This window comes from Sporosarcina obsidiansis (assembly GCF_009651005.1).
Classification (GTDB): Bacteria; Bacillota; Bacilli; order Bacillales_A; family Planococcaceae; genus Sporosarcina; species Sporosarcina obsidiansis.
Genome location: NZ_WHVW01000030.1, coordinates 1 through 22,375, shown reverse-complemented (window position 1 = coordinate 22,375; position 22,375 = coordinate 1). Strand labels below are relative to the sequence as shown.

General features: G+C 46.2%; 32 protein-coding genes and 1 tRNA gene. 4 read left to right on the top strand and 29 right to left on the bottom strand.

The window, feature by feature from the left end; translation table 11 throughout:
- Positions 1–66 precede the first annotated feature (66 nt).
- Positions 67–939, top strand: a complete 873-nt coding sequence (locus tag GD002_RS16690; RefSeq protein WP_153733502.1) for a LysR family transcriptional regulator — start codon at positions 67–69, stop codon at positions 937–939.
- Positions 940–1,004: 65 nt separating this feature from the next.
- The gene (locus GD002_RS18005; protein ID WP_228548412.1) at positions 1,005–1,295 is read left to right on the top strand and encodes a site-specific integrase; all 291 of its coding nucleotides are present in this window, start codon (positions 1,005–1,007) and stop codon (positions 1,293–1,295) included.
- A 782-nt stretch (positions 1,296–2,077) separates the two neighbouring features.
- On the opposite strand, the gene GD002_RS16680 is transcribed toward GD002_RS18005, so the two are convergent.
- The 20 genes from GD002_RS16680 to GD002_RS16590 all read right to left on the bottom strand — a co-directional run bounded on the left by GD002_RS16680 (position 2,078) and on the right by GD002_RS16590 (position 14,609).
- Complete coding sequence (locus GD002_RS16680) at positions 2,078–2,647, bottom strand: recombinase family protein (protein ID WP_153733501.1); 570 nt, start codon at positions 2,645–2,647, stop codon at positions 2,078–2,080.
- A gap of 538 nt (positions 2,648–3,185) precedes the next feature.
- The gene (locus GD002_RS16675; RefSeq protein ID WP_153733500.1) at positions 3,186–3,590 is read right to left on the bottom strand and encodes a DUF2577 family protein; all 405 of its coding nucleotides are present in this window, start codon (positions 3,588–3,590) and stop codon (positions 3,186–3,188) included.
- The gene (locus GD002_RS16670) at positions 3,590–5,854 is read right to left on the bottom strand and encodes a phage tail protein (RefSeq protein ID WP_153733499.1); all 2,265 of its coding nucleotides are present in this window, start codon (positions 5,852–5,854) and stop codon (positions 3,590–3,592) included. Before GD002_RS16670 ends, GD002_RS16675 begins: the two co-directional genes overlap by 1 nt.
- A 139-nt stretch (positions 5,855–5,993) precedes the next feature.
- Complete coding sequence (locus tag GD002_RS16665; protein ID WP_153733498.1) at positions 5,994–6,266, bottom strand: hypothetical protein; 273 nt, start codon at positions 6,264–6,266, stop codon at positions 5,994–5,996.
- A gap of 120 nt (positions 6,267–6,386) precedes the next feature.
- Entirely contained in the window at positions 6,387–7,106 is a 720-nt protein-coding gene (locus GD002_RS16660) for a hypothetical protein (protein ID WP_153733497.1), read from the bottom strand.
- Between the two features lies 1 nt (position 7,107).
- Positions 7,108–7,374: a hypothetical protein gene (locus GD002_RS16655; RefSeq protein WP_153733496.1), complete on the bottom strand. Its 267-nt coding sequence runs from the start codon at positions 7,372–7,374 to the stop codon at positions 7,108–7,110.
- A 47-nt stretch (positions 7,375–7,421) separates the two neighbouring features.
- Positions 7,422–7,829, bottom strand: coding sequence for a hypothetical protein (locus GD002_RS16650; RefSeq protein ID WP_153733495.1), 408 nt, complete (start codon positions 7,827–7,829; stop codon positions 7,422–7,424).
- Positions 7,826–8,005 carry a hypothetical protein gene (locus GD002_RS16645; protein WP_153733494.1) on the bottom strand — a complete coding sequence of 60 codons (180 nt, stop codon included), beginning with the start codon at positions 8,003–8,005 and terminating at the stop codon, positions 7,826–7,828. The genes GD002_RS16650 and GD002_RS16645 overlap by 4 nt, the downstream gene beginning before the upstream one ends.
- 123 nt (positions 8,006–8,128) lie before the next feature.
- Positions 8,129–8,302, bottom strand: coding sequence for a hypothetical protein (locus GD002_RS16640; RefSeq protein ID WP_153733493.1), 174 nt, complete (start codon positions 8,300–8,302; stop codon positions 8,129–8,131).
- A gap of 650 nt (positions 8,303–8,952) precedes the next feature.
- Positions 8,953–9,516: an HNH endonuclease domain-containing protein gene (locus tag GD002_RS16635; protein ID WP_153733492.1), complete on the bottom strand. Its 564-nt coding sequence runs from the start codon at positions 9,514–9,516 to the stop codon at positions 8,953–8,955.
- Positions 9,517–9,647: 131 nt separating this feature from the next.
- Positions 9,648–9,962: a hypothetical protein gene (locus tag GD002_RS16630; protein WP_153733491.1), complete on the bottom strand. Its 315-nt coding sequence runs from the start codon at positions 9,960–9,962 to the stop codon at positions 9,648–9,650.
- An 85-nt stretch (positions 9,963–10,047) separates the two neighbouring features.
- The gene (locus GD002_RS16625; protein WP_153733490.1) at positions 10,048–10,998 is read right to left on the bottom strand and encodes a hypothetical protein; all 951 of its coding nucleotides are present in this window, start codon (positions 10,996–10,998) and stop codon (positions 10,048–10,050) included.
- 2 nt (positions 10,999–11,000) lie between these two features.
- Positions 11,001–11,234: a helix-turn-helix transcriptional regulator gene (locus tag GD002_RS16620; protein ID WP_194841661.1), complete on the bottom strand. Its 234-nt coding sequence runs from the start codon at positions 11,232–11,234 to the stop codon at positions 11,001–11,003.
- Positions 11,235–11,736: 502 nt separating this feature from the next.
- On the bottom strand, positions 11,737–12,366 hold the full coding sequence (locus tag GD002_RS16615) for a hypothetical protein (protein ID WP_153733488.1): 630 nt from the start codon (positions 12,364–12,366) through the stop codon (positions 11,737–11,739).
- Between the two features lie 466 nt (positions 12,367–12,832).
- Positions 12,833–13,186: a hypothetical protein gene (locus GD002_RS16610; protein WP_153733487.1), complete on the bottom strand. Its 354-nt coding sequence runs from the start codon at positions 13,184–13,186 to the stop codon at positions 12,833–12,835.
- 269 nt (positions 13,187–13,455) lie between these two features.
- Entirely contained in the window at positions 13,456–13,641 is a 186-nt protein-coding gene (locus GD002_RS16605) for a hypothetical protein (protein ID WP_153733486.1), read from the bottom strand.
- The gene (locus GD002_RS16600; RefSeq protein ID WP_153733485.1) at positions 13,641–13,943 is read right to left on the bottom strand and encodes a hypothetical protein; all 303 of its coding nucleotides are present in this window, start codon (positions 13,941–13,943) and stop codon (positions 13,641–13,643) included. The genes GD002_RS16605 and GD002_RS16600 overlap by 1 nt, the downstream gene beginning before the upstream one ends.
- A complete protein-coding gene (locus tag GD002_RS18085; RefSeq protein ID WP_255425170.1) occupies positions 13,930–14,052 on the bottom strand; it encodes a hypothetical protein in 123 nt (40 codons plus the stop codon). The genes GD002_RS16600 and GD002_RS18085 overlap by 14 nt, the downstream gene beginning before the upstream one ends.
- The gene (locus tag GD002_RS16595) at positions 14,052–14,285 is read right to left on the bottom strand and encodes a hypothetical protein (protein ID WP_153733484.1); all 234 of its coding nucleotides are present in this window, start codon (positions 14,283–14,285) and stop codon (positions 14,052–14,054) included. Before GD002_RS16595 ends, GD002_RS18085 begins: the two co-directional genes overlap by 1 nt.
- 21 nt (positions 14,286–14,306) lie before the next feature.
- Positions 14,307–14,609, bottom strand: a complete 303-nt coding sequence (locus GD002_RS16590) for a hypothetical protein (protein WP_153733483.1) — start codon at positions 14,607–14,609, stop codon at positions 14,307–14,309.
- A gap of 142 nt (positions 14,610–14,751) precedes the next feature.
- On the opposite strand from GD002_RS16590, the gene GD002_RS16585 reads away from it, so the two are divergent.
- Entirely contained in the window at positions 14,752–14,976 is a 225-nt protein-coding gene (locus GD002_RS16585) for a helix-turn-helix domain-containing protein (RefSeq protein ID WP_153733482.1), read from the top strand.
- 189 nt (positions 14,977–15,165) lie between these two features.
- Positions 15,166–15,939, top strand: coding sequence for a hypothetical protein (locus GD002_RS16580; RefSeq protein ID WP_153733481.1), 774 nt, complete (start codon positions 15,166–15,168; stop codon positions 15,937–15,939).
- Positions 15,940–16,725: 786 nt separating this feature from the next.
- Here the strand turns inward: GD002_RS16580 and GD002_RS16575 are convergent.
- The 9 genes from GD002_RS16575 to GD002_RS16535 form a co-directional block, all read right to left on the bottom strand.
- A complete protein-coding gene (locus GD002_RS16575; protein WP_153733480.1) occupies positions 16,726–17,718 on the bottom strand; it encodes a tyrosine-type recombinase/integrase in 993 nt (330 codons plus the stop codon).
- 125 nt (positions 17,719–17,843) lie between these two features.
- Positions 17,844–17,917, bottom strand: a tRNA-Arg gene (locus GD002_RS16570).
- A 68-nt stretch (positions 17,918–17,985) separates the two neighbouring features.
- Positions 17,986–18,477: a metallophosphoesterase gene (locus GD002_RS16565; RefSeq protein ID WP_153733479.1), complete on the bottom strand. Its 492-nt coding sequence runs from the start codon at positions 18,475–18,477 to the stop codon at positions 17,986–17,988.
- Positions 18,474–19,088: an XTP/dITP diphosphatase gene (locus GD002_RS16560; protein ID WP_153733478.1), complete on the bottom strand. Its 615-nt coding sequence runs from the start codon at positions 19,086–19,088 to the stop codon at positions 18,474–18,476. Before GD002_RS16560 ends, GD002_RS16565 begins: the two co-directional genes overlap by 4 nt.
- The gene (gene rph, locus GD002_RS16555; RefSeq protein ID WP_153733477.1) at positions 19,088–19,843 is read right to left on the bottom strand and encodes a ribonuclease PH; all 756 of its coding nucleotides are present in this window, start codon (positions 19,841–19,843) and stop codon (positions 19,088–19,090) included. The genes GD002_RS16560 and rph overlap by 1 nt, the downstream gene beginning before the upstream one ends.
- Positions 19,844–19,975: 132 nt before the next feature.
- Positions 19,976–20,764, bottom strand: a complete 789-nt coding sequence (racE, locus tag GD002_RS16550; RefSeq protein WP_153733476.1) for a glutamate racemase — start codon at positions 20,762–20,764, stop codon at positions 19,976–19,978.
- A gap of 9 nt (positions 20,765–20,773) precedes the next feature.
- The gene (locus GD002_RS16545; RefSeq protein ID WP_153733510.1) at positions 20,774–21,181 is read right to left on the bottom strand and encodes a MarR family winged helix-turn-helix transcriptional regulator; all 408 of its coding nucleotides are present in this window, start codon (positions 21,179–21,181) and stop codon (positions 20,774–20,776) included.
- A gap of 196 nt (positions 21,182–21,377) precedes the next feature.
- Positions 21,378–21,590 (bottom strand): helix-turn-helix domain-containing protein, encoded by a 213-nt coding sequence (locus GD002_RS16540; RefSeq protein ID WP_153733509.1) that lies wholly within the window; start codon positions 21,588–21,590, stop codon positions 21,378–21,380.
- Between the two features lie 76 nt (positions 21,591–21,666).
- A complete protein-coding gene (locus tag GD002_RS16535) occupies positions 21,667–22,116 on the bottom strand; it encodes an acyl-CoA thioesterase (RefSeq protein ID WP_153733475.1) in 450 nt (149 codons plus the stop codon).
- Positions 22,117–22,375 lie beyond the last annotated feature (259 nt).

The following is a 22,375-nucleotide window of genomic DNA, read 5'->3' as shown; positions in this document are numbered from 1 at the left end:
AAAAAAAATATTGATTTTTTATGTGTAAGCATAAATATAATTGATAGCTGAAAATGGGGAATTAAGATGGATGAACGTGACTGGATAGTTCTAAAAACGCTTTATGACGAAAAAAATATAACGAAAGCGGCTCAACAATTATTTATTTCACAACCTGCTTTGACGCATCGACTACAACAATTGGAACAGAAGTTCACTGTCAAAATTGTGGTAAGGGGTAGGCGTGGTGTTCAATTTACACCACAAGGGGAATATTTAGCCAAGTATGCAGTTGATATGTTAGCAAAATTTCAACAGATGAAGGAAAATGTTCTGAATATGGATTATAGAGTTGAAGGTGTTTTGAAGTTAGGAGTTTCAAACTTTTTTACAGATTACAAACTTCCAAATCTTCTAAAGCGATTCAAGGAACAGTATCCACATGTTGAATTTAAAGTTCGTACAGACTTCAGTAGTGAAATTGCCCACTTAATTTATAATCAAGATGTACATGTAGGCTTTGTAAAGGGGGATTATGGGTGGAAAGGACAAAAACGGTTACTATTTGAGGAGGAATTATGTATTGCTTCCAAAGAGAAGATTGCTATCGATGACCTTCCTTCCTTGCCGAGAATTGATTATCGTACGGATCCTTTGCTTAAAACATACGTTGACAATTGGTGGTATGAAAATTACAGTCAACCGTCATTAGTGAGCATCGAAGTGGATAAAGTGGACACATGTAAAAAAATGGTCGTTAACGGATTAGGGTATGCTATCGTACCGACTATGATTTTGAGTGATATTGAAGATGTGCATAAAATCATTATTAAAACGAAGGATGGAATGCCAATTATTCGAAAAACATGGATGTTTTTTCATGAGGAATCTTTGCAATTAAATGTAGTGAAAGCATTTGTAGATTTTGTGGAAAAGCTGAATTTGGAGGAAGGCATTTAAGTGGTCTGAAAATGTCTACCCCATTTACACACAAAAAGAACAGCATCCTGTTTCGATGCTGTTCCTTGATTCTACATTTGACAGAACCGCGTTTCAACGTCATCTACTACATCACCGATAGGTATGCCATTCATGCTGACGATGAGAAATTCGAATTCATCATTATTGCCTTTGTTGATGGCCACCGTTCTTCATACCCACCTAGCGTTCTTCTCTACAAAGGCGCAAATATCCATTCCGTTTTTAAGCGATGGGGGTATGCAGATATCCAAACGACACTGGATCACTACGCTCACGTCTTAAAAGAGATGGACGTGCGAGATGTAGAAATTGCAGTGAAAACCTATGCCAGCTAACATGTACTCTAAAGTTTACTGTGTATAGATTTTGTACACGAGAATTTTATTTACTATCGGATTCAAACGTACTCTCAATAAAAAGAAAAAACGCCTGACCCTTGATACTACAAGGTTTCAAACGTTTCTAATCTGATTCTGAAAGAACCATTATTAAACGAATAACGTCCCAGGAGGGATTCGAACCCCCGACCCGTCATGCTAGACGTATACAACCCGTTCATATAGCGAAGTTTGAGCGGTCATAGATTACGTAGTAGCGACCGCCTTCTTAACTTCTTGATATTCCCGATTATATACGTTAGTTATTACGTTTGCAATCAATTTCAGAGAATACGTTAAACAACGGTTAAACATACTATAAACCACGTTTAACAACGGTTATACCGATGGCATTACTTTCGCTTTCGCGGTTTCGTTGCCAAGTCTATTTTGCGTCCATGTTCGAGTGAATTGCGCTGCATACCACTACCCTACCCTTTCGCATGAGGTCGCTAGATTGCGAGTTTACTCCGGGACAGTGTCATGTGTCCCTAGGATAATTGCGGTGGGGGAGAGGTTTGGACGGGCTTTAACGGTCAAAGTGATATTTTTATACGGCGAATTTTTGAAGGGTCAAAACGTATATTTGATATGTCGATCAAAGTATATCAAGACAGCGCCGTTTCGCGGTAGGCGCTTGGGGAAATCGCAATCCACACGGTCGGCCTCGCCCTTTTGCGCATAAAAATAGACGGTCAGAAGCGTTTGTCATTCGCTTTCAACCGTCTTTTATTTGCGTTTCATTTCGATTTACTTTCGCTTTTCATCTTGCGTTTATGTCGCGTCAAAGTCGCTTTGCTTATGCCTGTCAAGCGCTCAACTTCCGTGTAACTATGCGCGTCTAACAACGTCATAGCATGAGCCATCTGTTGCGGCGTGTACTTGTTAGGTCGTCCCTCACGCAATGTGCCTGCGCGTCTTGCCTGCTCTTTACCTTCGGCCAAACGTTCTACAATCATATCGCGTTCGAATTCGGCAAAGCCGCTTAGTATCGTCAGCATAAGGCGGCCAGTTGTCGTATCTTCTACTACGCCCATATTGAGGATATGCACTGCGACACCGCGCGCCATGAGTTCCCGTATGAGCGTTATGCCGTCGCTTGCTGTACGGGCAAAGCGGTCCAGTTTCGTAACTACTAGCGTATCGCCCGCCTCCAATACGTTTAGCACCGCCTGGAACTCCGGTCGATCTGCGTTAGTACCCGTTAGCTTTTCCTTATAAACGACGTGACAGCCCGCGTCCTTCAATTGCGCCTCTTGCTCCGTTAATGATTGACCGAAACCCGACACACGCGCATATCCGAATTTCATGTTATCCGCCCCTCCACTTATGATTACGATTAATGATTACGCTATAAGTTGATTGTAGCACGGACGCACTACCGTAGTCAATTATGTACATATATGATTACGTTATGAACCCCGCAATTATGTATTATTTCGGAAGTAATCGGAAGTCATTCAAAGTGTTTAGACACCCCACGCATCAAGGCCGGTTTCCCGCAAACATGACGTAAAATGACGCATTAATACCGAACTATACCGGACGTAATGGGGCGTAAAGAGGCATGCAATTTGTGCACATAACCGCAACGTACCGCAATCTAGACTGTCATCTACTGACATCCTAACCGCCCATTTCCGACTGCCTTGCGTTCTAGTTCCTTCTATATAACGCCCCAATTTTAATACCGTAAGCGGCCGATCTTTTTACGCCTGTCAGTCCGAGTTGTGATTCGGTCATTTATACGCAAAATAACGACACCCCATCGCGTTCGGTATGAATACGTCATTAAGCATAAAAAAAAGACGGCAGACCGACGCAATAAAGCGCCAGCCCACCGCCTACTTAAAACCAAACCGCTTCGTCCAGCACGACGTAAACCATATCCTCGTCTAAGCACGCAACTAGGACGCGTGTTCCCGGAACTAACAGCGAATCTACCGTGATCTTAGCGTCGCGCATTGTAATAGTTTCGTAGCCGTGCGTATGTGGGCCGGTTCCTGCCGCTTTTGTCTGACCGTCAATCGTGGCGCACTCGATATGGCTGTTGCGCTCATGTTGCGTCAGATGCTTCGCAATAATGAGGTCGTCATTTTCGAGTTCCAAGCCGTCCTGGTCGAGTTTAATGCGGACTTGCGGCTCGCCTTTGATGACGGTCGCGACCTCGATATTGACCGGCTTTGAATAACCGCCCTTACGTATAGCTTGCGATATTAAACTAAAGGGATTACCTTCGTAACCAACTGGCATTACGCGCCCGCCTCCTGTGCTGAAATAATATTAACGGCCAAGAAATCCGCAAATCGGTACATTTCATCTTCATCTAGTTTTTGTCCGCCTTGGTAAATAACTGTTAAACTGGCCGGTGTTCTTCCGCTAGACTCATTACCCGCTGTCGTGTTATTCGTGACAGAGGTAGTCGTCGTGTTATACGTGTCTCCGCCCGATAACCCTTCATAGCTGTAACGCTCGTCCAATCCATCCGACTTCTTCTCGTCAAAATCAAGCGATGCTACGCGTGGAAACTGAATTACGTTACTTAGCTGCGGCGACATTGCGTCCATCATATCGGCTTGCTGACGTGTTAATAGGCGTTCACCGCGGTGTGCGCGGATCATATAACCGTCATAAGGCACGCGATCTTGGCCGTGGTAGCGAGACTTTGGCGGGCCGCCGATTCCCAGGAAGTTATTGACCGCGTTGCCTGCGCTTTTGATCTTGCCGCCAATACTGCCGATCCAATCCGGCACCTTGACGTTAGCTAGCGCGCCCGCGAAGTCCTTAACGTAGCCCGCGACCGTGCTGATAATGCCACCGACAAACTCAAACGCCGCGCCAATTGAATCAACGCTGCCCGTCGTCTTTTCTACGGCAGTCGCAAATTCGCCCGTCAAGAATCCGATAAACGGGGAGATGACCGTGTCCCACATGATTTGTAGCATAGTAAACGCTAATTCAATCGCCGCGCCGAGTAGTTCTAGGATTGGTCCGGCTACGTTCCACAACGTCTGAAACGCCCATATTACGAGGTCAACCGCCGGCACGATGACATTTGTAAAGACGATAGTTGCGGCTTCTCCGATAATGCCGAATGCCGTAGCAATTCCGCTAAATATCGGACCTAGCAAGCCCCACAACGTCACGAACACGTCTACAATGGTCGCGCCAAATCCGCTTAACGCGCCGAGTATTGATTCAATGCCCGGCTGTACAGCCTCAAATAGCGAGCTAAACGTCTGCCCAATGCTTTCAAACGAGGCTTTTACCGTATCAATCGTGCCGGTAATCTGCGCAATGGTCTCGTCTGATAGGCCGAGCGCCTTTGCAATATCGACGGGCGACATAGTAGACATCGCCTCAAACGCGCCCTGGACGTCGGCTACTGCGTCTTTGACGCCGCGCGCAAACTGCATTACACGGCTGGCTGCTTCCGGCGATAATCCGGCTTTCGCCATAATATCATGCGCGTTCTTATATTCGCCGTCCATCGCAGACATAAAGCCCTTAACCACGCCCACTACGCCGTCAATCGCCGCGCGGAATGGCTCGCTGTGTTTATAGAGTGCTTGGAATCCGAGGACTAGGCCGGTTATTGCCGCTGCTGCCAGTCCAATTGGCGACGCTAAAAACGCAAACACTGCGCCTATCGCACCTATTGACTTGACAGCTAAGATAATACCCCCGATTGACACAGCAAAGGTTCCGACCACTTTCGCAACTGCCAGGATCGGCTTGCGTGCGGACCATATCGCCTTGCCAAAGTCGATAATTTTTTGCATACCGTTACCAACCACCGCGTCAAATTTACGGGCTAACGCGTCTAAGTCCATAGAATCAAGTTTTTTGACGATACCGCCTAAAACTTCGCCAATTTTTGAATTAGACGATTCACCTAAAATACGCTTAAACTTATCGGCTCGCTCTCCAATCTGCGCCCAATAACCAAGCGTCGTCTGCCCCATCTTATTAATTGCGGCCTCCGTAACGCCCATATCGTCGAGCATTGCATTAATTTCGGCGATCTGTTGCGGAATGGCAAGTTTTTTGATCCGGTTGAGTTCCTTCTTATTTAGTCCGAAACGCTCAACCATTGAAAGTGCGTCGCCTTGGAACATCTCTTTCAACGCAAACGTAGCACCGTCTGTCCCTTGTGTCGGATCGAGTACCTGTAATTTTTCGACGATGCTCCAAGACTTGCCGAGTTCGTCCAAGTTTTTCGTCATCGCGACTAGCCCCTTACTGTTAGCGAGCATGTCGGTCGAATTAAGCAGCGGACTATCAATTGCCATTTTATCGACCATTTCCATATATGCGGTAGATGCGGCTTTGTCGTTAAATATCGCGTCCACAGCAACGGTAGAGGCCTCGAATTTCATCGCCTCGCCGATCGTATTTTTAAAAAGTGACGCTGCGCCCCGCGCTGTCGCATACGCACCAACCACGCCGAGAAGCCCGCTTTTGAGTCCGCCAAGCTCATTAACTTGGTTTTTTATCGCACGGCCAGCGCCGGTCATTGAGCCGCCCAGTTGCTTTACACCACTCGACGTACGATTCGTTACGGTTTGCATACGCGACATATGTGAATTTATGCGACGCATTGGCGAACTGAAATTGTCTATTAGTCTTAGTCGTGCAGTTAAATCCATGGCCAAATTACGTCACCGACCCATCAATTTGGGCCAAGGTAGCCTTAATTTCGTCCGCACACCGTTCGGCCTTGTCATTGTCGCCACTATTTACCGCATGAGCAAACGCAACCATATCGTCCAAAAACGTAAGGGCGAGCGTCTTGTTAGGCTCGTCCATTGCTTCGAGTTTCGCGCGATAGTTTTCGAGGTGTTGTATGCGTGTCTTTTTGATACGCGGCTTGTCCAATTGCGAAACAATCAAGCGGTTTGCCTCGTCTAAAAACTTCTTTAGCGTCATTTCTTCGCCTACTTTCCGTTGTTTTTGCGTAAATAAAAAAGAACGCCGGTAAGAGCGCTCTCTCATAAAGGGGATATTGCTTACCGCTCCCGCTGTTGCGGTTCAAACGCGGCAATGTCATTATTCCGAGTCTACGTAACTTTTCGGGTTGTTGGCGAAATTCGCAAACTCCACACCCACTGCGTCCCGAATAGCGTTCATCTGAATGCCTTGGCGCAGGAAAATATCCTCGCCAAATCGTCCCTCCACTGATTCGAAAATCTCCGCTGCCTCCCGCTGCTCCGGCGTTGTGGCCTTTTCGTTCAGCGCATCCATTGTCTGGCGTAACTTGGTACGGTAGGCCGAGGCTTCCGTACCCGCCAATCCTACAATTTGACTAATAAATTCCGGCGCTTGCTGCTTTAGCTGTTGTGCAAGGTACGGTTCTTTTTGCGCTGATACAAACGAATCGACGAGCGTATAGGCGTCAAGCGCGTTGGAAGTAAGTAGCAACTCCGTTTTTAAGTCAGCCAATTCTCGCTGAAAAGTACGGACGGCAATATCACTTGGCTTGCGTGCTTCCTCGTTTAGTAAAACTTCCGCCGACACTTTCGCTTTGACGGTGGAACGATCATAGTCCTCGCGCATCTGCTTTGCGGTTGCAATAAATTCCCTACCGTACTTCTGTTTAACCTCATTAATTTTCGCCTGTTTGCCGCTTGGTGTTAAATGCTGATCAGCTCTAATTGCGCCTGTTTCCGCCTTCACTTTTAACTGAATATCACGGGCAACCGTCGTTGTTCTCTCACGAATTTCGCCTAGTTTTCCGTATGCTTCTATCATTTGCTCGTAGTTTGTCATTTCACATTTCCCCTTTTTCGTTTGTAATGGTATATCCTGCCGCCCGTGCCGCTTCCCTGACTACTCCTTCTGCCGGCACGCTTTGGCTTGGCGTAATGCTTCCCCAATTCTTGACCTGCTTGGTCGCGATAACCTCGCCCGTTTCGATATCAACTGCCGTGAATGTTTCCACCGTACGTCCTGTACTGGACTCTCTACCCTTTTCGCGGGTAATGGCCGCAAACTTGACTGACTGGGCCGAAAGCGCTTCCGTTTGAAGTGCCGACATCAACGGGCGTGGTTCCCGTTCTTCATGGTAAAGTTGGCGCGAGGTAATCATTCGAAGGCCGCCAATTGTCGTTTTAGGTTCGCGACTTCCATCCGGTCGAACATGCTGCCTGTTTTCTTTGCTTTACGCTCCGCTTGGACTAACGCAGCACGTAAAGCCTGCTCGTTGCCGTCCGGTTCAATGCCGATACCTTTTTCGCGCAATTGTTGCGCCTCGTAATCGTCCTCCGGCTTTGCCCCCATAGTTTCCGCAATAGCCGCGATAGTTTGGGCGTCTGAATCTGCGGACAATAAATGCTTAACGTGCGGTAACCAATCAAGACCGTGCTTGTCCGCAACTTGTTTAAAGGCTTCGTCACGTTCCGCCTGCTTGCGGGCATCCAATTCCGCTGTGGTTTGCTCTAGTTTTGCGGTTAGTTCCGCGATTTGTTCGTCTTGCGTTTTGTAATCTGTCATCTCTTCGTCCCCTTTTCGTTGGTTAATTGTTGGATAATCGCCCGCAATGTATCGCTAGGCAAAACGTATGCTAATTCTGACGCGTCTAAGCCGGCGGGCAAGTCAATCGTAGTCGTGCGGCTGCCTTCGTCAATAAAGACTTGTCGCGACATTGGGCTGTAGTGTACGTTAAGCACGTTTTTCACCCGGCAACAAACGTACCCTTTCCGGTCGATCTCCGATTTGCGGAATGCCCACTTTACTCACCTGCTTGGGCGGGCGTGGCTTGCGTGCCGGTCGCCTGTTATCGTTTTTATTAGTCATTTATTCGTCTCTCCTTTATATTTGCCATATGGTCGTGCTAACTCGTAAATGCGACGGTCGCCGACGTGCCTGCCGACGTCAAAATAGGATTCGCAGCCGTCCGCCGCTGTGACGATTACGCGCGTAATGCCAAATCGCCCAAAACGTCGGACAATTTCAATGCATTGCATAAGGCTATCGCTTCCTTTCCGTACATTTAGAACGTCAAATAGGCGTACACCTACCGAATACACCTGACGGCATATTAAAGCCGTTATGCACGCTGAAAACATGACTGAAATACGCGTTAGCAGTCTTAAATGTACGGAATAGACTTCGCTTTTTTGTATTGCTCCGCGTCGTATGCAATCCGCTTGTTTCGTCGGACTTCCGCCGCGCAAGATACGCAATATTTCTGCCGGTTGCTTGTCCTGTCAAACGGTGACTTGCACCGCTCACATATATCGCCGCTGGCTCCGATCTTACCCGCGTTATATAGTGCCTGTATCGCCGGATCTCCGGGTAAAACCGACTGCTCGGCGTAGCTGCACGTTTTGCCGGTCGGCGCGAAGAACGGGCAAAGCCGGCCGCCTGTGCTGTCCGTTTCCAAGTAGCAAAGGCCGTTTCCCGCGTATGTCGCGCAATGGCTCGCAATATACTGCCTAACTTTTCGATCGCTTATCGCTTGTCACCGCCTCGATGTACCGCTCCAAGCCGTGACGGGCCAACTGTTCCGGCGTCATCTCGCGTGTGTTATACGTAATGACGTCACTTGCCGCGGCGTGCCAGTGCTTGCGTTCGGCCGGCGACGTGCGCGTTATGCCCGGCTCGATTACTTCGGTCAATCGGCGTCACCGCCCGTCAGCTTGCGGTATAAGGCGTTATTGTGTTCGCGTTGAGCCTCGTCAAATTCTTCATATACCGATGCAAAATCAACGCCACGTCTCGCCGCAACTAACTCGATAATGTCACGCGTCATGTAAAAGCCAGCGAAACGGTCGAGAAACTCCGCGGGTACTTCATCGTTTTTGACTTTATTGACCGTAGTATCAACTATTACGATATTATCCACTGAATTTGTGCCTCCTTGTGAAAACGGAATGATATGCTCGACGCTCGGCTTGTCCGTAAATTTGCCTGTGTAAGCGCAGCGGCCGCCGGATAACGTAAAAAGGTAGCGCAAGTCATCGAGCGTCAACGTGTCGGGCGCGTCGTACTTGGCCGCCGTCCTCCTGGCGTCCTTTAATGCCGTCCGTAAGCGGTTTTCCGGGCGACCTTTACGCCAACGATCTAACTGGCGCTCACAATCGCGGCAATAACTCCGCACTTTTTCCGCATACATAAATTGGTCAAGTGGTTTTTCTTCGTGGCAACGTGGGCATTGCTTAATAGTTGGCGTAGTCATGCGCAACCACCGCCGATCTGTGCGATTGCTTGCGATGATTTTACGGCCGCTTGCAAGTCCGCTAGGATTGCGTCTAGTTTTGCGTTTATCGCTGCGTTTGTCTTTGTCTTTTTCATTGTCATTTTCTCCCTTTAGTTACCGTTTTTGTATTCGATTGACACCGTCAAGCCTTGCTGCGCTATAACATCGTTGAGGTTGCGTAACATTGTTGCGTTAGGGTTCGGCGTGCCGTTGAATTCCCGCACAAGCGGCGCGCTGTCCGTCAAAACGTGCAAAGCGCAGTCCTCTATGTCGTACATGGCGTTCATCAGCGTGCGGTAGGCCGGAAATACTGCGTTTCCCCGCTGAAATACATCTGTCGAGTAGTGTTCGCCGTTCATAGTCAGCGTGACCGCGTACTCTGCCGGCGCCGTCTGCTCGATTTGTTGCGTGATTTTCACTGTCATTTCATCGTCTCCTTCTGTTTTTACGCAATATAAATAAGCCACCGCCGGAAATGGCGCTGACGTGATACCGTAAATATGCTGTTGCTTAATTGAATAGCGCCGTAATTGCGCCTAATCCTTTACCGTCGCCCGCGTATATAACTCGAGGATTGACGATGATATTTTGCTTGCGCCTATCGTGTGCATTAGTGACGTAAGTAAATACCGGCTTATCGTCGACTTTGACAGCGTTCAACGCTCGTTTTAACTTGCCAGGGTTTGCGTATTCGAGAACCATAGCCAGTTTTTCAAGCGGCATAGGGCGCAGCATTTCCTCGATTGTTTCCTCAGGGTTATAGCAGACGATATTCGTATTAAAATTGATAAAAGGCATTACGGAGTAAATCAACGCAAGCTGGCCGAGCGTTCTGCCCTTAAACTTCGCGTACAAGTCGCGAACAGTCTGTCGAAACATGCGCGTATATTGCAAGTCGCTTACGTCTACGCCACTATCCTTCATGTTTCCACGAAAGAAAACGGAAGGATTGACGAATATTTCTCCGGTTTCCACGTTCTCGCGCAGAATATCCTCGGCTTCATATCGACGGAATAGCTCGTTAAACCGCTTGCTTGACATTTCGACAAGCTGCTCTAGTTTTTCACGATTAATAATCGCCTTACCGTTCTCTGACTGCAGGCGTCCCGTCTTCCACGCGACAAACGTGCCGATATACATTAAACGCGCGACGTCCTGCTGTGTTAGCGACGGAAAGCGCTCCTCGATTGTCCGCGATTGCTTAAAGAAGGCAAAGACGAAGCCACCGTTTTCCTTTTCGAGCGCCGTTAAATCGTCTACTACTTCTAGGCCGCGCGCTTGCTTTTCTGTCGTTTTTACGACTACATCGACCAGGTGCGAAATATCACGACCAGTCTCGCTGTAAGCCCGCCCGTCTACGACCGTCATATTTTCCTTTGCGGCCATTACTCCGTGCTTTACTTTCGAGTGCAAGCCGGCCCAAGTTCGCTGTTCTTCGAGTCTGTCGATTTGTCTAGTCATTTTCATTCCCCTTTTCCAATTAGTCTTTCATGGACCTCGATGAAATCGGTCAATTCTTGTATACTTTCACTGAATGTCGCAAGTAACCGCCCCTCTAATGAATGTGTTAGGTGACGTTCGTCGCGTTCGACGGCGCTTAAAAAGGAACTTGAAACCCCAACTTTACGAGCCAGGTCCCCTTGTGTGATTCCTAGTCTAGTTCGATATTGCCGAAGTGTTTCCGGTGTTAGTCTCATCGTTCTCCCTCCTTGTTGTGTAAATTCCTCAACCTTTGCGGTAAATAAAAAGACCGTCCACATGGACGATTAATTAAAATCCCTTTTGGCCTTCCTACTATATAGGCGCAACGTTTTGAGAGTAGATTAAGGTTTCCGTTAAAATTTCGTAAAATACCTCTCACCTTATAGGTGTCGAAAACGACGTTTTTACCCGTCCTTCTACGAATTTTTCTGTATTAGTGCGTTATCTCTCCTATAATGTACAGCCAACTAAACGTCTTTTTTATAGGTCAATAGTGATTTATCAGTTATAAAGTCCTGTTAATTCAAACGCAAATAAGCCCGCCATGTACAAACCAGCAAGCAATTTCTTACGTTTCATTTCCCTATATATGACTACTTTCTGCAAGCTAAAATTTCATACCCTTTCGGCGTCTATATAGCCAGCTAAACGACCAAAATATCGGGTTATTTTGCATTTGTAACACAACTGTAATATAAATGTGTCTAAATGGTGAATTTATAGCCGTTTCCCGTAAGTTTTCTCAAAATACGCGTCCATTTCCTCGGCAGTCATCTTCGTTGTGGTAACTTCGCCAGGCTCTTTATCGTCATGTTCCGCAAAACGAACAGAAACGCCGTGACTTCCTTTTTCGTCGCCGTCATACGAAATTACTTCCGACTTTTTGCGTCGGCCGCCGTTCACCGCGTCGATCTCCCGTCTGCTGATAATACACTCGACTTTATCCGTCGGCATTAAAGACTCGTGTTTTTGCGCAAGGTTATCCATTACGCGCAAGTCCCAAAACGGATATTCTGCGTGACTCATTTCGTAAATCGCGAACTGATTGGGGCGTCGCGGTAAGTGAGCCGTGTCTGCTGCGTATTTGTCGCGCTGCTTTTGCTTGCGAAACGAATCGCCGCACTCTTTCGAACAGGTTTTCGAGTTGTTAGGCTTCGTCTTGTCGCGATATGTGGCATCACACCATGCGCATTGCTTAACGCGTTTGTCCGTGGCGTCCAACGTAATAGCGATTTCTTTCATTTTTAATTCTGTCATTTCTCCGATCCCCCAGTTTTGTTTTCGTGTTTTCGGCTGCTTTTGCGGCTTGCAAATCGCATAGGTATCGCAGTCGTGAAAATAATACATGCCCTTGACGTCCCGAAAACAGCAAAATACATGCCCTTGACGTCCCTCTGATTCACTAGCGGAAAACACAATATGTAGCGCCTGAACATGATACCTACGCGGTTTATACACTATGTATTGTGTTTTTAGTGATTTCCAGCGGCCGTTTGTATATCTTATCAGTCAATCTCTTTTCTTTAAGTTCCGGCGCAATAATATATAAAAGTAATGAAGACCTTGAAACATACGCCTCAATCCCAAAACCGTGGATTTCGGCGGGTCTATCGTTTTCTTAAATATACGCAATAATATAATAGTGATAGATAGTCGGAAGGGCTTGCCCTGACGACAACGATCTTAATCTTTCACGGTTTTACTAACGCAATCCGTCGGTACTATACGCCCTTTGTAGCGTCTCGAAGCCGCAAGGCTGGTCAATCTGTCATCCCCTTTTTTAATAATTGTTACGTTTATAGGTTGCGCTAAATTAGGAGTAGCCTGTTTCCGTAACAGAACGTTTTCTATAAGCCGCTTGTCTACATGCTGGCGAACAATATTTCGCATCATTACGCTTAGCTACGAATGTAATCGAACAATTACCGCATTCCTTCCGACGCGCAACTTCCCGCCTCACCTTACGTCTAGCAATGTAAGAATCGTTAGTACATCGGTATGAGCAATAACGTGCCGACGGATGTAAAGCGAAGAATGATTTCCCGCAGTGGTGACACTCCATTTTATACGGGCCTACATCCTTATGTTTCGGGTTGTACTGTTCTTTTAAAATACGTTGCACCTCTTCCGAATTTACATCGGCGTCGTAAAATGAACTATATGCCATACCGTCATCCCCTTTCATATTCGCGTCATCTTTCCGCTTGACTTACGCCCCATCCGCTGATATAATGAAATCAACGGTAGATAGTGGATAACTTCGCATAAAAATAAATACATATGTTTTATATCGGCTGACATTTTCGGATGTTTAGTCTTTTTTGCGTTTATTTTAAAAACTTCCCTATATTAAAGATATCGTTTGCGAAACGTTACTGCGGAGCTTCTAACGTTAAATAATCCGAAAGACCTAGCAAAAGGCGTCCGCAAACGCCCCTATCCCAAACAATCCGTAATCACCGTTATGCTACGCTCAAAAAGGAATACCTCGATCTCATTTATGGCGCCAGTCAACGCGTGCAATTCACGGAGCAACGTCACGTCTTGCGTCTGCTTGTATTCCGAGCCGGCCGAATAAAACTCACTTTTCAGGTAATTCAACGTACGTTCAAGCCGCTCCATTAAAACACCCCCTTTGCGCGATCAAACTTAGATAGATGCGCCAGCCGATCGCCCACTTCCGGAAATCCGTTCTTAAAGAAATCACGCAACGGTAGCAACTTTAACGCCGTGTCCTTTATTTGCGCGCGGTCTTCGAGCAGTTGCCGCATTTCGTCGGCGTGAGCTTCGATGTTGCCGCGTTTGCCCAATTCGTTCAGCCGGCGGTCAATCTGCGAGTTTAGATCGCGATAGAAATTAAAGTCTGCCGTAATCAATTCGTTAAGTGCGTTGAGTTGGTCGATATACTTTTCATGCGGTTTCATACGGATTACCTCCTGTAATTTTATCTAACATGCGTTCCACTGCGGCGACTTGCGCCTGTTCTTCCGGCGTTAATTCAGCGTCGTCAAACGGCACTAATTGCCATGACATCATACGGCCACCGCAGAGACCGGCTTCGGAATTCTGCGCGTCCAGCGATCCGTGAGCATAGTTACGAGTTGCGCGCCGGTGATTTCCGTGCGACCTGCGCGTGCCTGCTTGCTTGCGCCCGTTAGTTCCAAGAATAGCTCGCGCGAAACGTTATATTCTGCGCCGTTTTCGATTAACACCACGTTGTACCATCCTACGATTGTCTTTCTAAATCCGATTTCTGTCGTTTTCATAATTCATTTCCCCCGTTAATTTTATTTTGATGTTCCCGTGATAAATTCGCCTAGCTGCGCGATTGTCATATTTGCCAATTCCTCAATGTCTACGTCCTCGATCGTATGACCGCGGAATATTTCGACTTGAAAATGCAAGCAGTCGCGAGCATGGATAGTCTGCTGATCGTCCGCGATTGGCTCGTCGAGCAACAAAAAGTCTAAACCCATTTCGTCCGCGTCAAGTACTACTCGAGGATTAACAAGAAGTCCTTCATCGTGCCGAGTCCAGCCGAGAACCGGCCCGTCACTGTAATCCTCAGTTATAATCGTTATGCGTCTCATTTATTTCACCTCATTTCCTTTCCGACTACGTTCCGTTGTTATTACTATAAAACAACGTTCCGTAGTTGTCAACAACTTTACGTAGTTAATTTGAAACTTTTAACGCATACTTTATGTATAACTAATATGGGGGGCGATAAAAATGAGGGTAAAATCGAATTTGAAGGCATTACTGGACGAAAGAGAAATCAGCATTCAACAGTTTTCGCGCGATACTGGATTGAAGTTTGAAACACTGCGACGCCTGTATAACGATGAGACAAAGCAATATCAGCGCGACACGATCGGAAGAGTATGCGAGGTATTGGGCGTGGGAATCGAGGAATTACTTGTACTAATAAACAGTGAAAGTTCGACGCAAGAATAACGCAAGAATGACGAAGCCCTAGCGGAAATTATGCCGGGGCTTTTTGCGTGTATATAGCCATACTAAAACGCGCCGAAGCCGTCTGGTGTACGAATACAAGCGGACAAGCCTAGCGCGGCAAATAGCACGGCGCAAGCAAGGCGGAAACATGCGGAGGTAACTAACTACTATATAAGGAGTTGAAACGGAATGAAAAACGAAATTAAAGGCGGTGATTCGCACGGACTGTCAACGGACATAAACGTAATCACGGCGGAAATAAAAGTTGATTTACAGGGAATCAGCGACGCGATATTTCGAGTGGGAGAGCGCTTACTCCACGTAAGAAAGTACGAAATGGAAAAACAGAAAGGAGGTTGGGACGCTTATTGTACGAAGGAGCTAGGTATTTCCCGGAAACACGCAAATAGGTTCGTCCGTGTTTACGAGCGTTTCGGAAGTGGGACACCGGTGTCCCAGGAAATTACGAGACTGCCTCTTTCACTACTTGACTCATTAATAGAATTCGATGACGGAGAACTCGAAAAACCACGCGAACTACCGGACGGAACAACTAAGACGCTCACGGAAATGTCGCGTAGGGAAATAGAGGAATTTAAACGGCGAGAACGCGAAGCTATCGCGGAAAAAGAAAAAGCGGTTGCTGCGGCACAAGAGGCGGATAGGCGCGCCAAACAATCCGAGGCGCAGGCGGCAATGGCGCAACGCAGCGAAGAAATCATGCGGGCGCGGCTAGATGCGGCGGAAGAACGCGAGCCGGATCGCCAGCAGCACGCGTATAAGAGTGTCGTCATGCGCTTTACTATCACCATACATCGCGCCACCACCGTATTGATCCTCGTAAGACGCGAGCGTCCCTGCGTAACCTTTCCGCCCATTCAGCTCGAACTCCATGTCGTCACCCTCGCCGTAATCTTCTTCGAAGTCCCTCGGAAACCAATCGCAAATCGCCGTCCTAAATGAATCAGATCCGTAAGGCCCCGCAACTTTTGCACATTACAGGCGCATTGCCGGTGCATTACATTAAGCAATTCCGCTGGCAAATTGTAATGCTACCGTAATGCACGGCGGTATAAGTTCCGCTCCGTCCGCCTTCCCCTTCTGAAAATATCCCTGCTACTTGTTACGGTGTAGCGGACTTTATTCTATAATCCTTATAATATTTACGCAAAAGCACTTGACTTTCCGCTTTTCAATCAGCAGAATAGCGGCTTAGTTTAGGAAGCGGCGCAAAAATCGTTACCTTACTTCTAAAAACGAAATAGTTTCGTAGATAGAGTAAAGTAACGATTGCACTAATCAGCGTCATAGTGATAGCCCGGAGCCGCGTATGCCCTTGTTTAATCGCGATCTTTCGACCGTCGTTCACTCGTCATATTACTGTCCATGCCGTGCGGTAGTGCTTGCTTGTCCGCATGTGTACGATTACCGGTTCCTTAGAACCCCAGTAATCCACCGCGCCTTTAATGGCAGCGCTCGCCCTTCATCGCAACCGTAAACAAGGAAACGGCTTCACTTGCGATATAGGCTAATTTATTGCGTCGGCTCGCCGTGACCTGTCAAGGTTAGATTAACGACGAATTAGTAGGCGGTTCCTCGTCGGACTTACACTAAAAAGGGCGTACTTAAATAAGCCTTGACATTATCGAATTTTTTGATAAAATGTAGGCATATACACTTTGGGTGAACTTAGTGTAGTCATATTTAGTTGTAGAGGTCGGGCGCGTGAACGCCATGGCCTCTTTTTTGTTACCTAAATTCGCGTAGCTTGTCCGCTACTTCTTCTGCGTCTAAATGTAAATAACGTGCGGTGACGGCAAAGTCTGAATGACCTAACGCTTTGCTTACGAGTGCAAGATCGCCCTTACTCCGTTTGTATATATCCTTTGCAAAGCCTCTACGTAGCGCATGCGGATTAATGTTCTTTATTCCGTACGTGCGTTTATAGTAGTTCAGACGCTTGGCAATTGCGTTAGACTTAGGGGAATCTTCGTTAAAAACACCTTCACCGGACTGCGTAATGAAAACGTAGTTATTCTCCGCGCTCCACTCTTCTCGAATAATTCGATTTTGCTCGAAAAGCACCTCGAACAATTGCTGTAACCGTCCGTCAAATGGCAGTAAAATAACTTTACGATTTTTTAACAACGCACCTTCAATCCGCAGTAGCCGATTCTCTATATCTACGTGCCTTTCTTCTAGTGCCGACAACGTAGCAAGGCGAATTCCCGTTTGATACATTGTTAAAATTGCTGCGGCATCACGCAACTGAATAAACTGCGATAAATCGAGTAGACGTAAGATATTAAAAACGTCTTCTTCCGATGCGCCTTCCTTCACTTCCTCGTCAACGCGTATTTGTATATTCTTCCAAAACATATCCGTAAGCCATCCGTTATTAAAGCACTTACCGAGAAATGCACTTAGACATTTTAACCGAATACGTTTCGTGGCCGGCTTAACTTTCATAGACGCAAGCCACTCGTAGATAGCATCCGCGTCAATAGCAAGCAGAAACTCAACGTCCGTCTTCACAATAAAGTCCATTACATACGTTTCATAATCGTGGATGGTCCGATCGCGTAAACCACTTGCGCGCATTTGCCGTACGATAATTTCCAGTGCTTTTTCGATCGTGAGCGCTGTCTTGCGATTGTTTGCGGGCGGTATCACGGCGTCCACATCGTTAAATATATCGGACAAGTCCGCTTTAACAGCTAATCCTTTCCGTGGTTTTGACAACGCAAAAAAACCTCCTAACAAAGTTAGAAGGCAGGCGCTCATATAGCGGAGTTTGACCGCTCATAGACCGTTGCTTTAACTTCGCTAAAAGGTTGATTTGACGCGTTTTATACGCAATTTCTTTACGTCCCAGGAGGGATTCGAACCCCCGACCGACGCCTTAGAAGGGCGTTGCTCTATCCAGCTGAGCTACTGAGACAAACACCTGAATAACTCAGGCACAAGATCTATTATAGGCAGGGTTCTTTTAAAAGTCAACACTATATTTTATTTTTCTAAAACAGTTTGATCCACTAGTTGATTATTCATATTGTAGAAGCTAACTGTATATGTTTCTTCCGCTTCAATCACTGCATATGTTGCTTCTCTACCGCCACGTGGTTGCGTCGTACTACCAGGATTGACGAAAAGAACTCCACCAATCATTTCCGCTCCGTATAAATGAGAGTGACCGAATAATACGATGCTCGCTTGCTGCTCAGCGGCTGCATAAGATAAAGCTAATAAAGAGCGCTTTACGTCATGCTCATGGCCATGAACGACAAATACCGATTCATCCCCTACCTTCACCGATACAGAGGCTGGTAGCTGTCTGTCACGGTCGCAATTACCACGAACGATATGAAGGCCTTTGATCAATGGGTGATCCACTGGTAATTCGCTATCCCCACAATGAAATGTAGCGTCCGCTGGCAAAGCGGCAATCTGCTGAACAGTTGCCGTATCGCCGTGCGAATCGCTTAACACGATAATTTTCATTTGCTATCACCCAAACTTTTCAGAAATTCAGGAAGGTTCTCTTTCAACTGAATCAATGCGGCACCTCGATGAGAGATGGCGTTTTTTTCTTCTGCTGTCAATTGAGCCATCGTGCGTTCTTTTTCTGGTACGTAAAATACTGGATCATAACCGAAACCGTTTGATCCTAGTCTTTCTGACGCAATGATGCCTTCACAACTGCCCGAAAACGTCATGGTTTCGATAGCGGGTCCAGCAACAGCTAAGACACATCTAAAGCGAGCCTGACGCTCTTCTGTTGGTGTTTGCGCTAAATTCCCCAATAGTTTATCAATATTCGCCTCATCGTCAGATGGTTCGCCTGCATACCGTGCAGAATAGACGCCTGGCTCCCCATTCAACGCATCTACTTCCAAACCACTATCATCAGCAATGACTACTTTATTGAGCATCTTCGCGACATTCTCCGCTTTCAGTACTGCGTTTTCAACGAATGTAGTGCCGGTTTCTTCTACATCAATTGCTCCATCTATATCCTGCAGCGTCAGGACGTTAATTCCTAAAGGACGAAAGAGTGTTTCAAAATCTTTCGCCTTACCTTTATTATTCGTCGCAATGAGTACTTCTTTCATCACACTTCGCCTGCCTGCTGTCCGACCTTATCGGCAAGTTCGCCCAATGTTTCTTTTTGAATGGCAATTAAGCGTTCGATGCCTTGTTCAGCAAGCGTTAATAAGTCATTCATTTCCGTACGGGAAAATGTCGCTTCCTCACCCGTTCCTTGTAATTCAACGAACTGGCCTGCGCCTGTCATGACGACGTTCATATCGACGTCTGCGGATGAATCTTCTACATAATCCAAATCGGTAATTAGTTCTCCATTCGCTAACTTCCCTACACTGGTCGCTGCTAGAAAATCACGTACCGGGAATGTCGGCAATTGTTTTTCCATCTGCAATTTATTCGCTGCGATCACTAACGCAACAAACGCACCTGTAATAGAAGATGTCCGCGTACCACCATCTGCCTGTATCACGTCACAGTCAATCCAAATCGTCCGTTCGCCTATCGCATCTAGATCTACAACTGCACGTAAAGCACGCCCAATTAAACGCTGGATTTCCATTGTACGGCCGCCTACCTTGCCGCGTGAGGATTCACGGATCGTCCGTTGTCCTGTTGCTCGTGGGAGCATGGAGTACTCGGCAGAAATCCAGCCTTTGCCGCTGCCACGCAAAAACGGTGGAACTCGATCTTCAATTGTTGCGGTACAAATCACTTTCGTATTACCTACTGAAATGAGCACGGAACCTTCGGGGTGCATCAAATAATCTTTCTCTATCATTACTGTCCGAATTTCTTCGGTTGTTCTTCCATCATGTCGCATGCTAATTCCTCCATTATGTATACTTTTCAAATGTATGTTATCCATATTCCAGACGAACATTCATCCTATCTTACCATAACAACAGCAAAAACCCGAAAACTAGATACTGTTTTCGGGCGATTGATTAGTTTATTAAAATGTTATCGTTCTAACATCAGGACGTGAAATATGCAGCCAATCTTCCACAATCGATTTGAACTTTTCAATAGAGCCTGTGGTATAAAAAATAGGTTCTTCTGCCACAATTGAAAGTTTATTCTGATCATGCAAGATACGCTCTACATCCACCACTGTCTCTACTGCAGAAGAAATAATTTGCTTTTGTTGATGGAAATGCTCTTCAATATGTTCTTGAAGCAACGGGTAATGCGTACAACCGAGTATTACCGTATCAAACGAACTTGCGTGTAACGGCTGTAACGTTTGATCCACAGTCGCTCTCGCTGCAGGAGAACGGTATTCCCCGCGTTCCACAATCGGAACAAATTCCGGACATGCCAATGAGTGTACCGTTGCATCCGGCTGCAACAAATGAATCGCCTGGTCATACGCCTTACTATTAATAGTACCCAATGTACCAAGCACCGCAATCTCACCTGTTAGCGAAGTTTTCACTGCCGCTCTAGCTCCTGGCTGAATCACCCCGATAACCGGAAAGTCAAATTGTCTCCTGACTTCCTCCAACGCAATCGCAGTCGCTGTGTTACACGCAATCACTAGCATTTTTATTCCCATATTAGCCAAACTCTTCACCATGTCCATCGTAAACTGAAACACTTCTTCAGAAGGTCTCGGGCCATATGGACAACGCGCATCGTCACCGATATAAATAATAGGTTCATTGGGGAGATACTTTCGCAATTCTCTTACGACCGTCAACCCGCCAACACCCGAATCAATAACTCCAATAGGTGCATTCACTATAATCCCTCAATCTCTAGTCATCTCTTCATGTAGTTTCGCTAGCAGGCCAGAAAACTGCTGAATTTCCTGTTCACCATAGTTTTTTAGAACTTCCTGCAAATATTGCTGTCTCTTTTGTATAACTTCTTCAATAATCCGTTCACCTTCAGCCAATAAATGAACGCGAACAACACGCCGATCTTTGTCATCCCGTACCCGTTTCACCAACTGACTGCTTTCCATTCGGTCTACCAAGTCCGTTGTGGTACTGAATGCCAAAAACATTTTATTGGATAAATCACCAATGGTCATATCTCCATGTTCCAGCAGCCATTGAAGAGCGCTAAATTGGGGAGGCGTAATTGTGTAGTTTTTTAATATTTTACGTCCTTGCTCTTTAATGATCGCTGCGACGTAGCGAAGATCTTTTTCCATCAATGCGATATCACGCAAGAGGCTTTTCTGTTCGTTCGACAAAAAATCAGCTCCCTGAAATGATTCCTGTCTTTTCATTGTACCTTTTTCAATGATGAACGCAATAGTTTTTCATACAATCTTATGAGAGAGAGGGACCTGTGTACACCTATTGATCAAAAACAGGTCAATTGTTGCATGTGTAACTAACATGAATTTAGTTCAAATGCAGTTCACCCAATCGCAATAATTCGACGATCGCTTGTGCTCGGCCAGATACGCCTAGCTTTTGAATCGTATTAGAAATATGGTTCCGCACGGTTTTTTCGCTGATTTCCAGCTGTCCCGCAATTTCTTTTGTCGTAAAGTCATCAACTAGCAAGGTAAATATTTGTCGTTCTCGATTTGTCAACAAAGAACGGTTTTGCATTTCATCCAAGATGCGCCCCTCCTCTTTACGCTTTCACCATAAGATATGTGAGCGCAAGAGTGTCTGTGTAGGCTTTTTACGAGTTCCTCATGAACAGTTCTTGTTCTTCTTCGGACCATGCCACAGGCTTCCCTGTCTTACGATTAATTTGCACGATGGCTCCCCTGCCAGTAAAGACGATTTCATCTCGTTCATTTTTACCCATATAATGCAAGTCAACGGAGCTCTTCCCTATTGAATTGGCCTTTACGAAGATCTTCAATTTCTCGTCAAAGAATACTTGCTTCCTATAATCACACTGCAAATCAGCCACAATCGGGATCGTCTCACCTCGAGGATTAACCCATTTTTCCATACAATTTAATGACTTTAAATATTCGATCCGGGCATATTCGAAATACGCAAACACCTTTGTGTTATTCAAATGGCCATACATATCCGTTTCTGAGAAGCGCACCGATACTTCCGAAAAGAACTTGAAACCTTCTGCCCATGTGTTGATATCATCAATATAGCTTACTTTCATTTTGAATTCCCCCTTTTTCAAATGAATGAATATTCATTCTTTTATTATATCAAAATAAAGAGAGACGTCAAATTAGTAGGATATGGAAGGATATTAATGCTGTATGATCGCTTACGTGGATTTAGGATAGCACAAGAGTTCTTCATACAATGTAAAAAACGACTCACCATAAAGGTGAGTCGTCTCAGACTGTAGACAAACTCCGGAAATTTGGAGTTTTCCTACAGTCTATTTTCTTTTACAATAGAGTAAACGCCAG

What these genes read in the sequence shown, in the direction of transcription:
- GD002_RS16690 (WP_153733502.1), top strand. Translation starts at nt 67, where the DNA reads ATGGATGAACGTGACTGGATAGTTCTAAAAACGCTTTATGACGAAAAA.
- GD002_RS16605 (WP_153733486.1), bottom strand. Translation starts at nt 13,641, where the DNA reads ATGGAGCGGCTTGAACGTACGTTGAATTACCTGAAAAGTGAGTTTTAT.
- GD002_RS16560 (WP_153733478.1), bottom strand. Translation starts at nt 19,088, where the DNA reads ATGAAAGAAGTACTCATTGCGACGAATAATAAAGGTAAGGCGAAAGAT.
- GD002_RS16675 (WP_153733500.1), bottom strand. Translation starts at nt 3,590, where the DNA reads ATGCCAGTTGGTTACGAAGGTAATCCCTTTAGTTTAATATCGCAAGCT.
- GD002_RS16620 (WP_194841661.1), bottom strand. Translation starts at nt 11,234, where the DNA reads ATGAGACTAACACCGGAAACACTTCGGCAATATCGAACTAGACTAGGA.
- GD002_RS16610 (WP_153733487.1), bottom strand. Translation starts at nt 13,186, where the DNA reads ATGGCATATAGTTCATTTTACGACGCCGATGTAAATTCGGAAGAGGTG.
- GD002_RS16625 (WP_153733490.1), bottom strand. Translation starts at nt 10,998, where the DNA reads ATGACTAGACAAATCGACAGACTCGAAGAACAGCGAACTTGGGCCGGC.
- GD002_RS16640 (WP_153733493.1), bottom strand. Translation starts at nt 8,302, where the DNA reads ATGCAATGCATTGAAATTGTCCGACGTTTTGGGCGATTTGGCATTACG.
- GD002_RS16600 (WP_153733485.1), bottom strand. Translation starts at nt 13,943, where the DNA reads ATGAAACCGCATGAAAAGTATATCGACCAACTCAACGCACTTAACGAA.
- GD002_RS18085 (WP_255425170.1), bottom strand. Translation starts at nt 14,052, where the DNA reads ATGTCATGGCAATTAGTGCCGTTTGACGACGCTGAATTAACGCCGGAA.
- GD002_RS16585 (WP_153733482.1), top strand. Translation starts at nt 14,752, where the DNA reads ATGAGGGTAAAATCGAATTTGAAGGCATTACTGGACGAAAGAGAAATC.
- GD002_RS16535 (WP_153733475.1), bottom strand. Translation starts at nt 22,116, where the DNA reads ATGAAAGTAAGCTATATTGATGATATCAACACATGGGCAGAAGGTTTC.
- GD002_RS16660 (WP_153733497.1), bottom strand. Translation starts at nt 7,106, where the DNA reads ATGACAAACTACGAGCAAATGATAGAAGCATACGGAAAACTAGGCGAA.
- GD002_RS16615 (WP_153733488.1), bottom strand. Translation starts at nt 12,366, where the DNA reads ATGTATTATTTTCACGACTGCGATACCTATGCGATTTGCAAGCCGCAA.
- GD002_RS16540 (WP_153733509.1), bottom strand. Translation starts at nt 21,590, where the DNA reads ATGCAAAACCGTTCTTTGTTGACAAATCGAGAACGACAAATATTTACC.
- GD002_RS16680 (WP_153733501.1), bottom strand. Translation starts at nt 2,647, where the DNA reads ATGAAATTCGGATATGCGCGTGTGTCGGGTTTCGGTCAATCATTAACG.
- GD002_RS16670 (WP_153733499.1), bottom strand. Translation starts at nt 5,854, where the DNA reads ATGACCGGCGCTGGCCGTGCGATAAAAAACCAAGTTAATGAGCTTGGC.
- GD002_RS16580 (WP_153733481.1), top strand. Translation starts at nt 15,166, where the DNA reads ATGAAAAACGAAATTAAAGGCGGTGATTCGCACGGACTGTCAACGGAC.
- GD002_RS16655 (WP_153733496.1), bottom strand. Translation starts at nt 7,374, where the DNA reads ATGTCGGCACTTCAAACGGAAGCGCTTTCGGCCCAGTCAGTCAAGTTT.
- GD002_RS16630 (WP_153733491.1), bottom strand. Translation starts at nt 9,962, where the DNA reads ATGACAGTGAAAATCACGCAACAAATCGAGCAGACGGCGCCGGCAGAG.
- GD002_RS16665 (WP_153733498.1), bottom strand. Translation starts at nt 6,266, where the DNA reads ATGACGCTAAAGAAGTTTTTAGACGAGGCAAACCGCTTGATTGTTTCG.
- GD002_RS16595 (WP_153733484.1), bottom strand. Translation starts at nt 14,285, where the DNA reads ATGAAAACGACAGAAATCGGATTTAGAAAGACAATCGTAGGATGGTAC.
- GD002_RS16565 (WP_153733479.1), bottom strand. Translation starts at nt 18,477, where the DNA reads ATGAAAATTATCGTGTTAAGCGATTCGCACGGCGATACGGCAACTGTT.
- GD002_RS16635 (WP_153733492.1), bottom strand. Translation starts at nt 9,516, where the DNA reads ATGACTACGCCAACTATTAAGCAATGCCCACGTTGCCACGAAGAAAAA.
- GD002_RS16650 (WP_153733495.1), bottom strand. Translation starts at nt 7,829, where the DNA reads ATGACAGATTACAAAACGCAAGACGAACAAATCGCGGAACTAACCGCA.
- rph (WP_153733477.1), bottom strand. Translation starts at nt 19,843, where the DNA reads ATGCGACATGATGGAAGAACAACCGAAGAAATTCGGACAGTAATGATA.
- GD002_RS16545 (WP_153733510.1), bottom strand. Translation starts at nt 21,181, where the DNA reads ATGGAAAAAGATCTTCGCTACGTCGCAGCGATCATTAAAGAGCAAGGA.
- GD002_RS16590 (WP_153733483.1), bottom strand. Translation starts at nt 14,609, where the DNA reads ATGAGACGCATAACGATTATAACTGAGGATTACAGTGACGGGCCGGTT.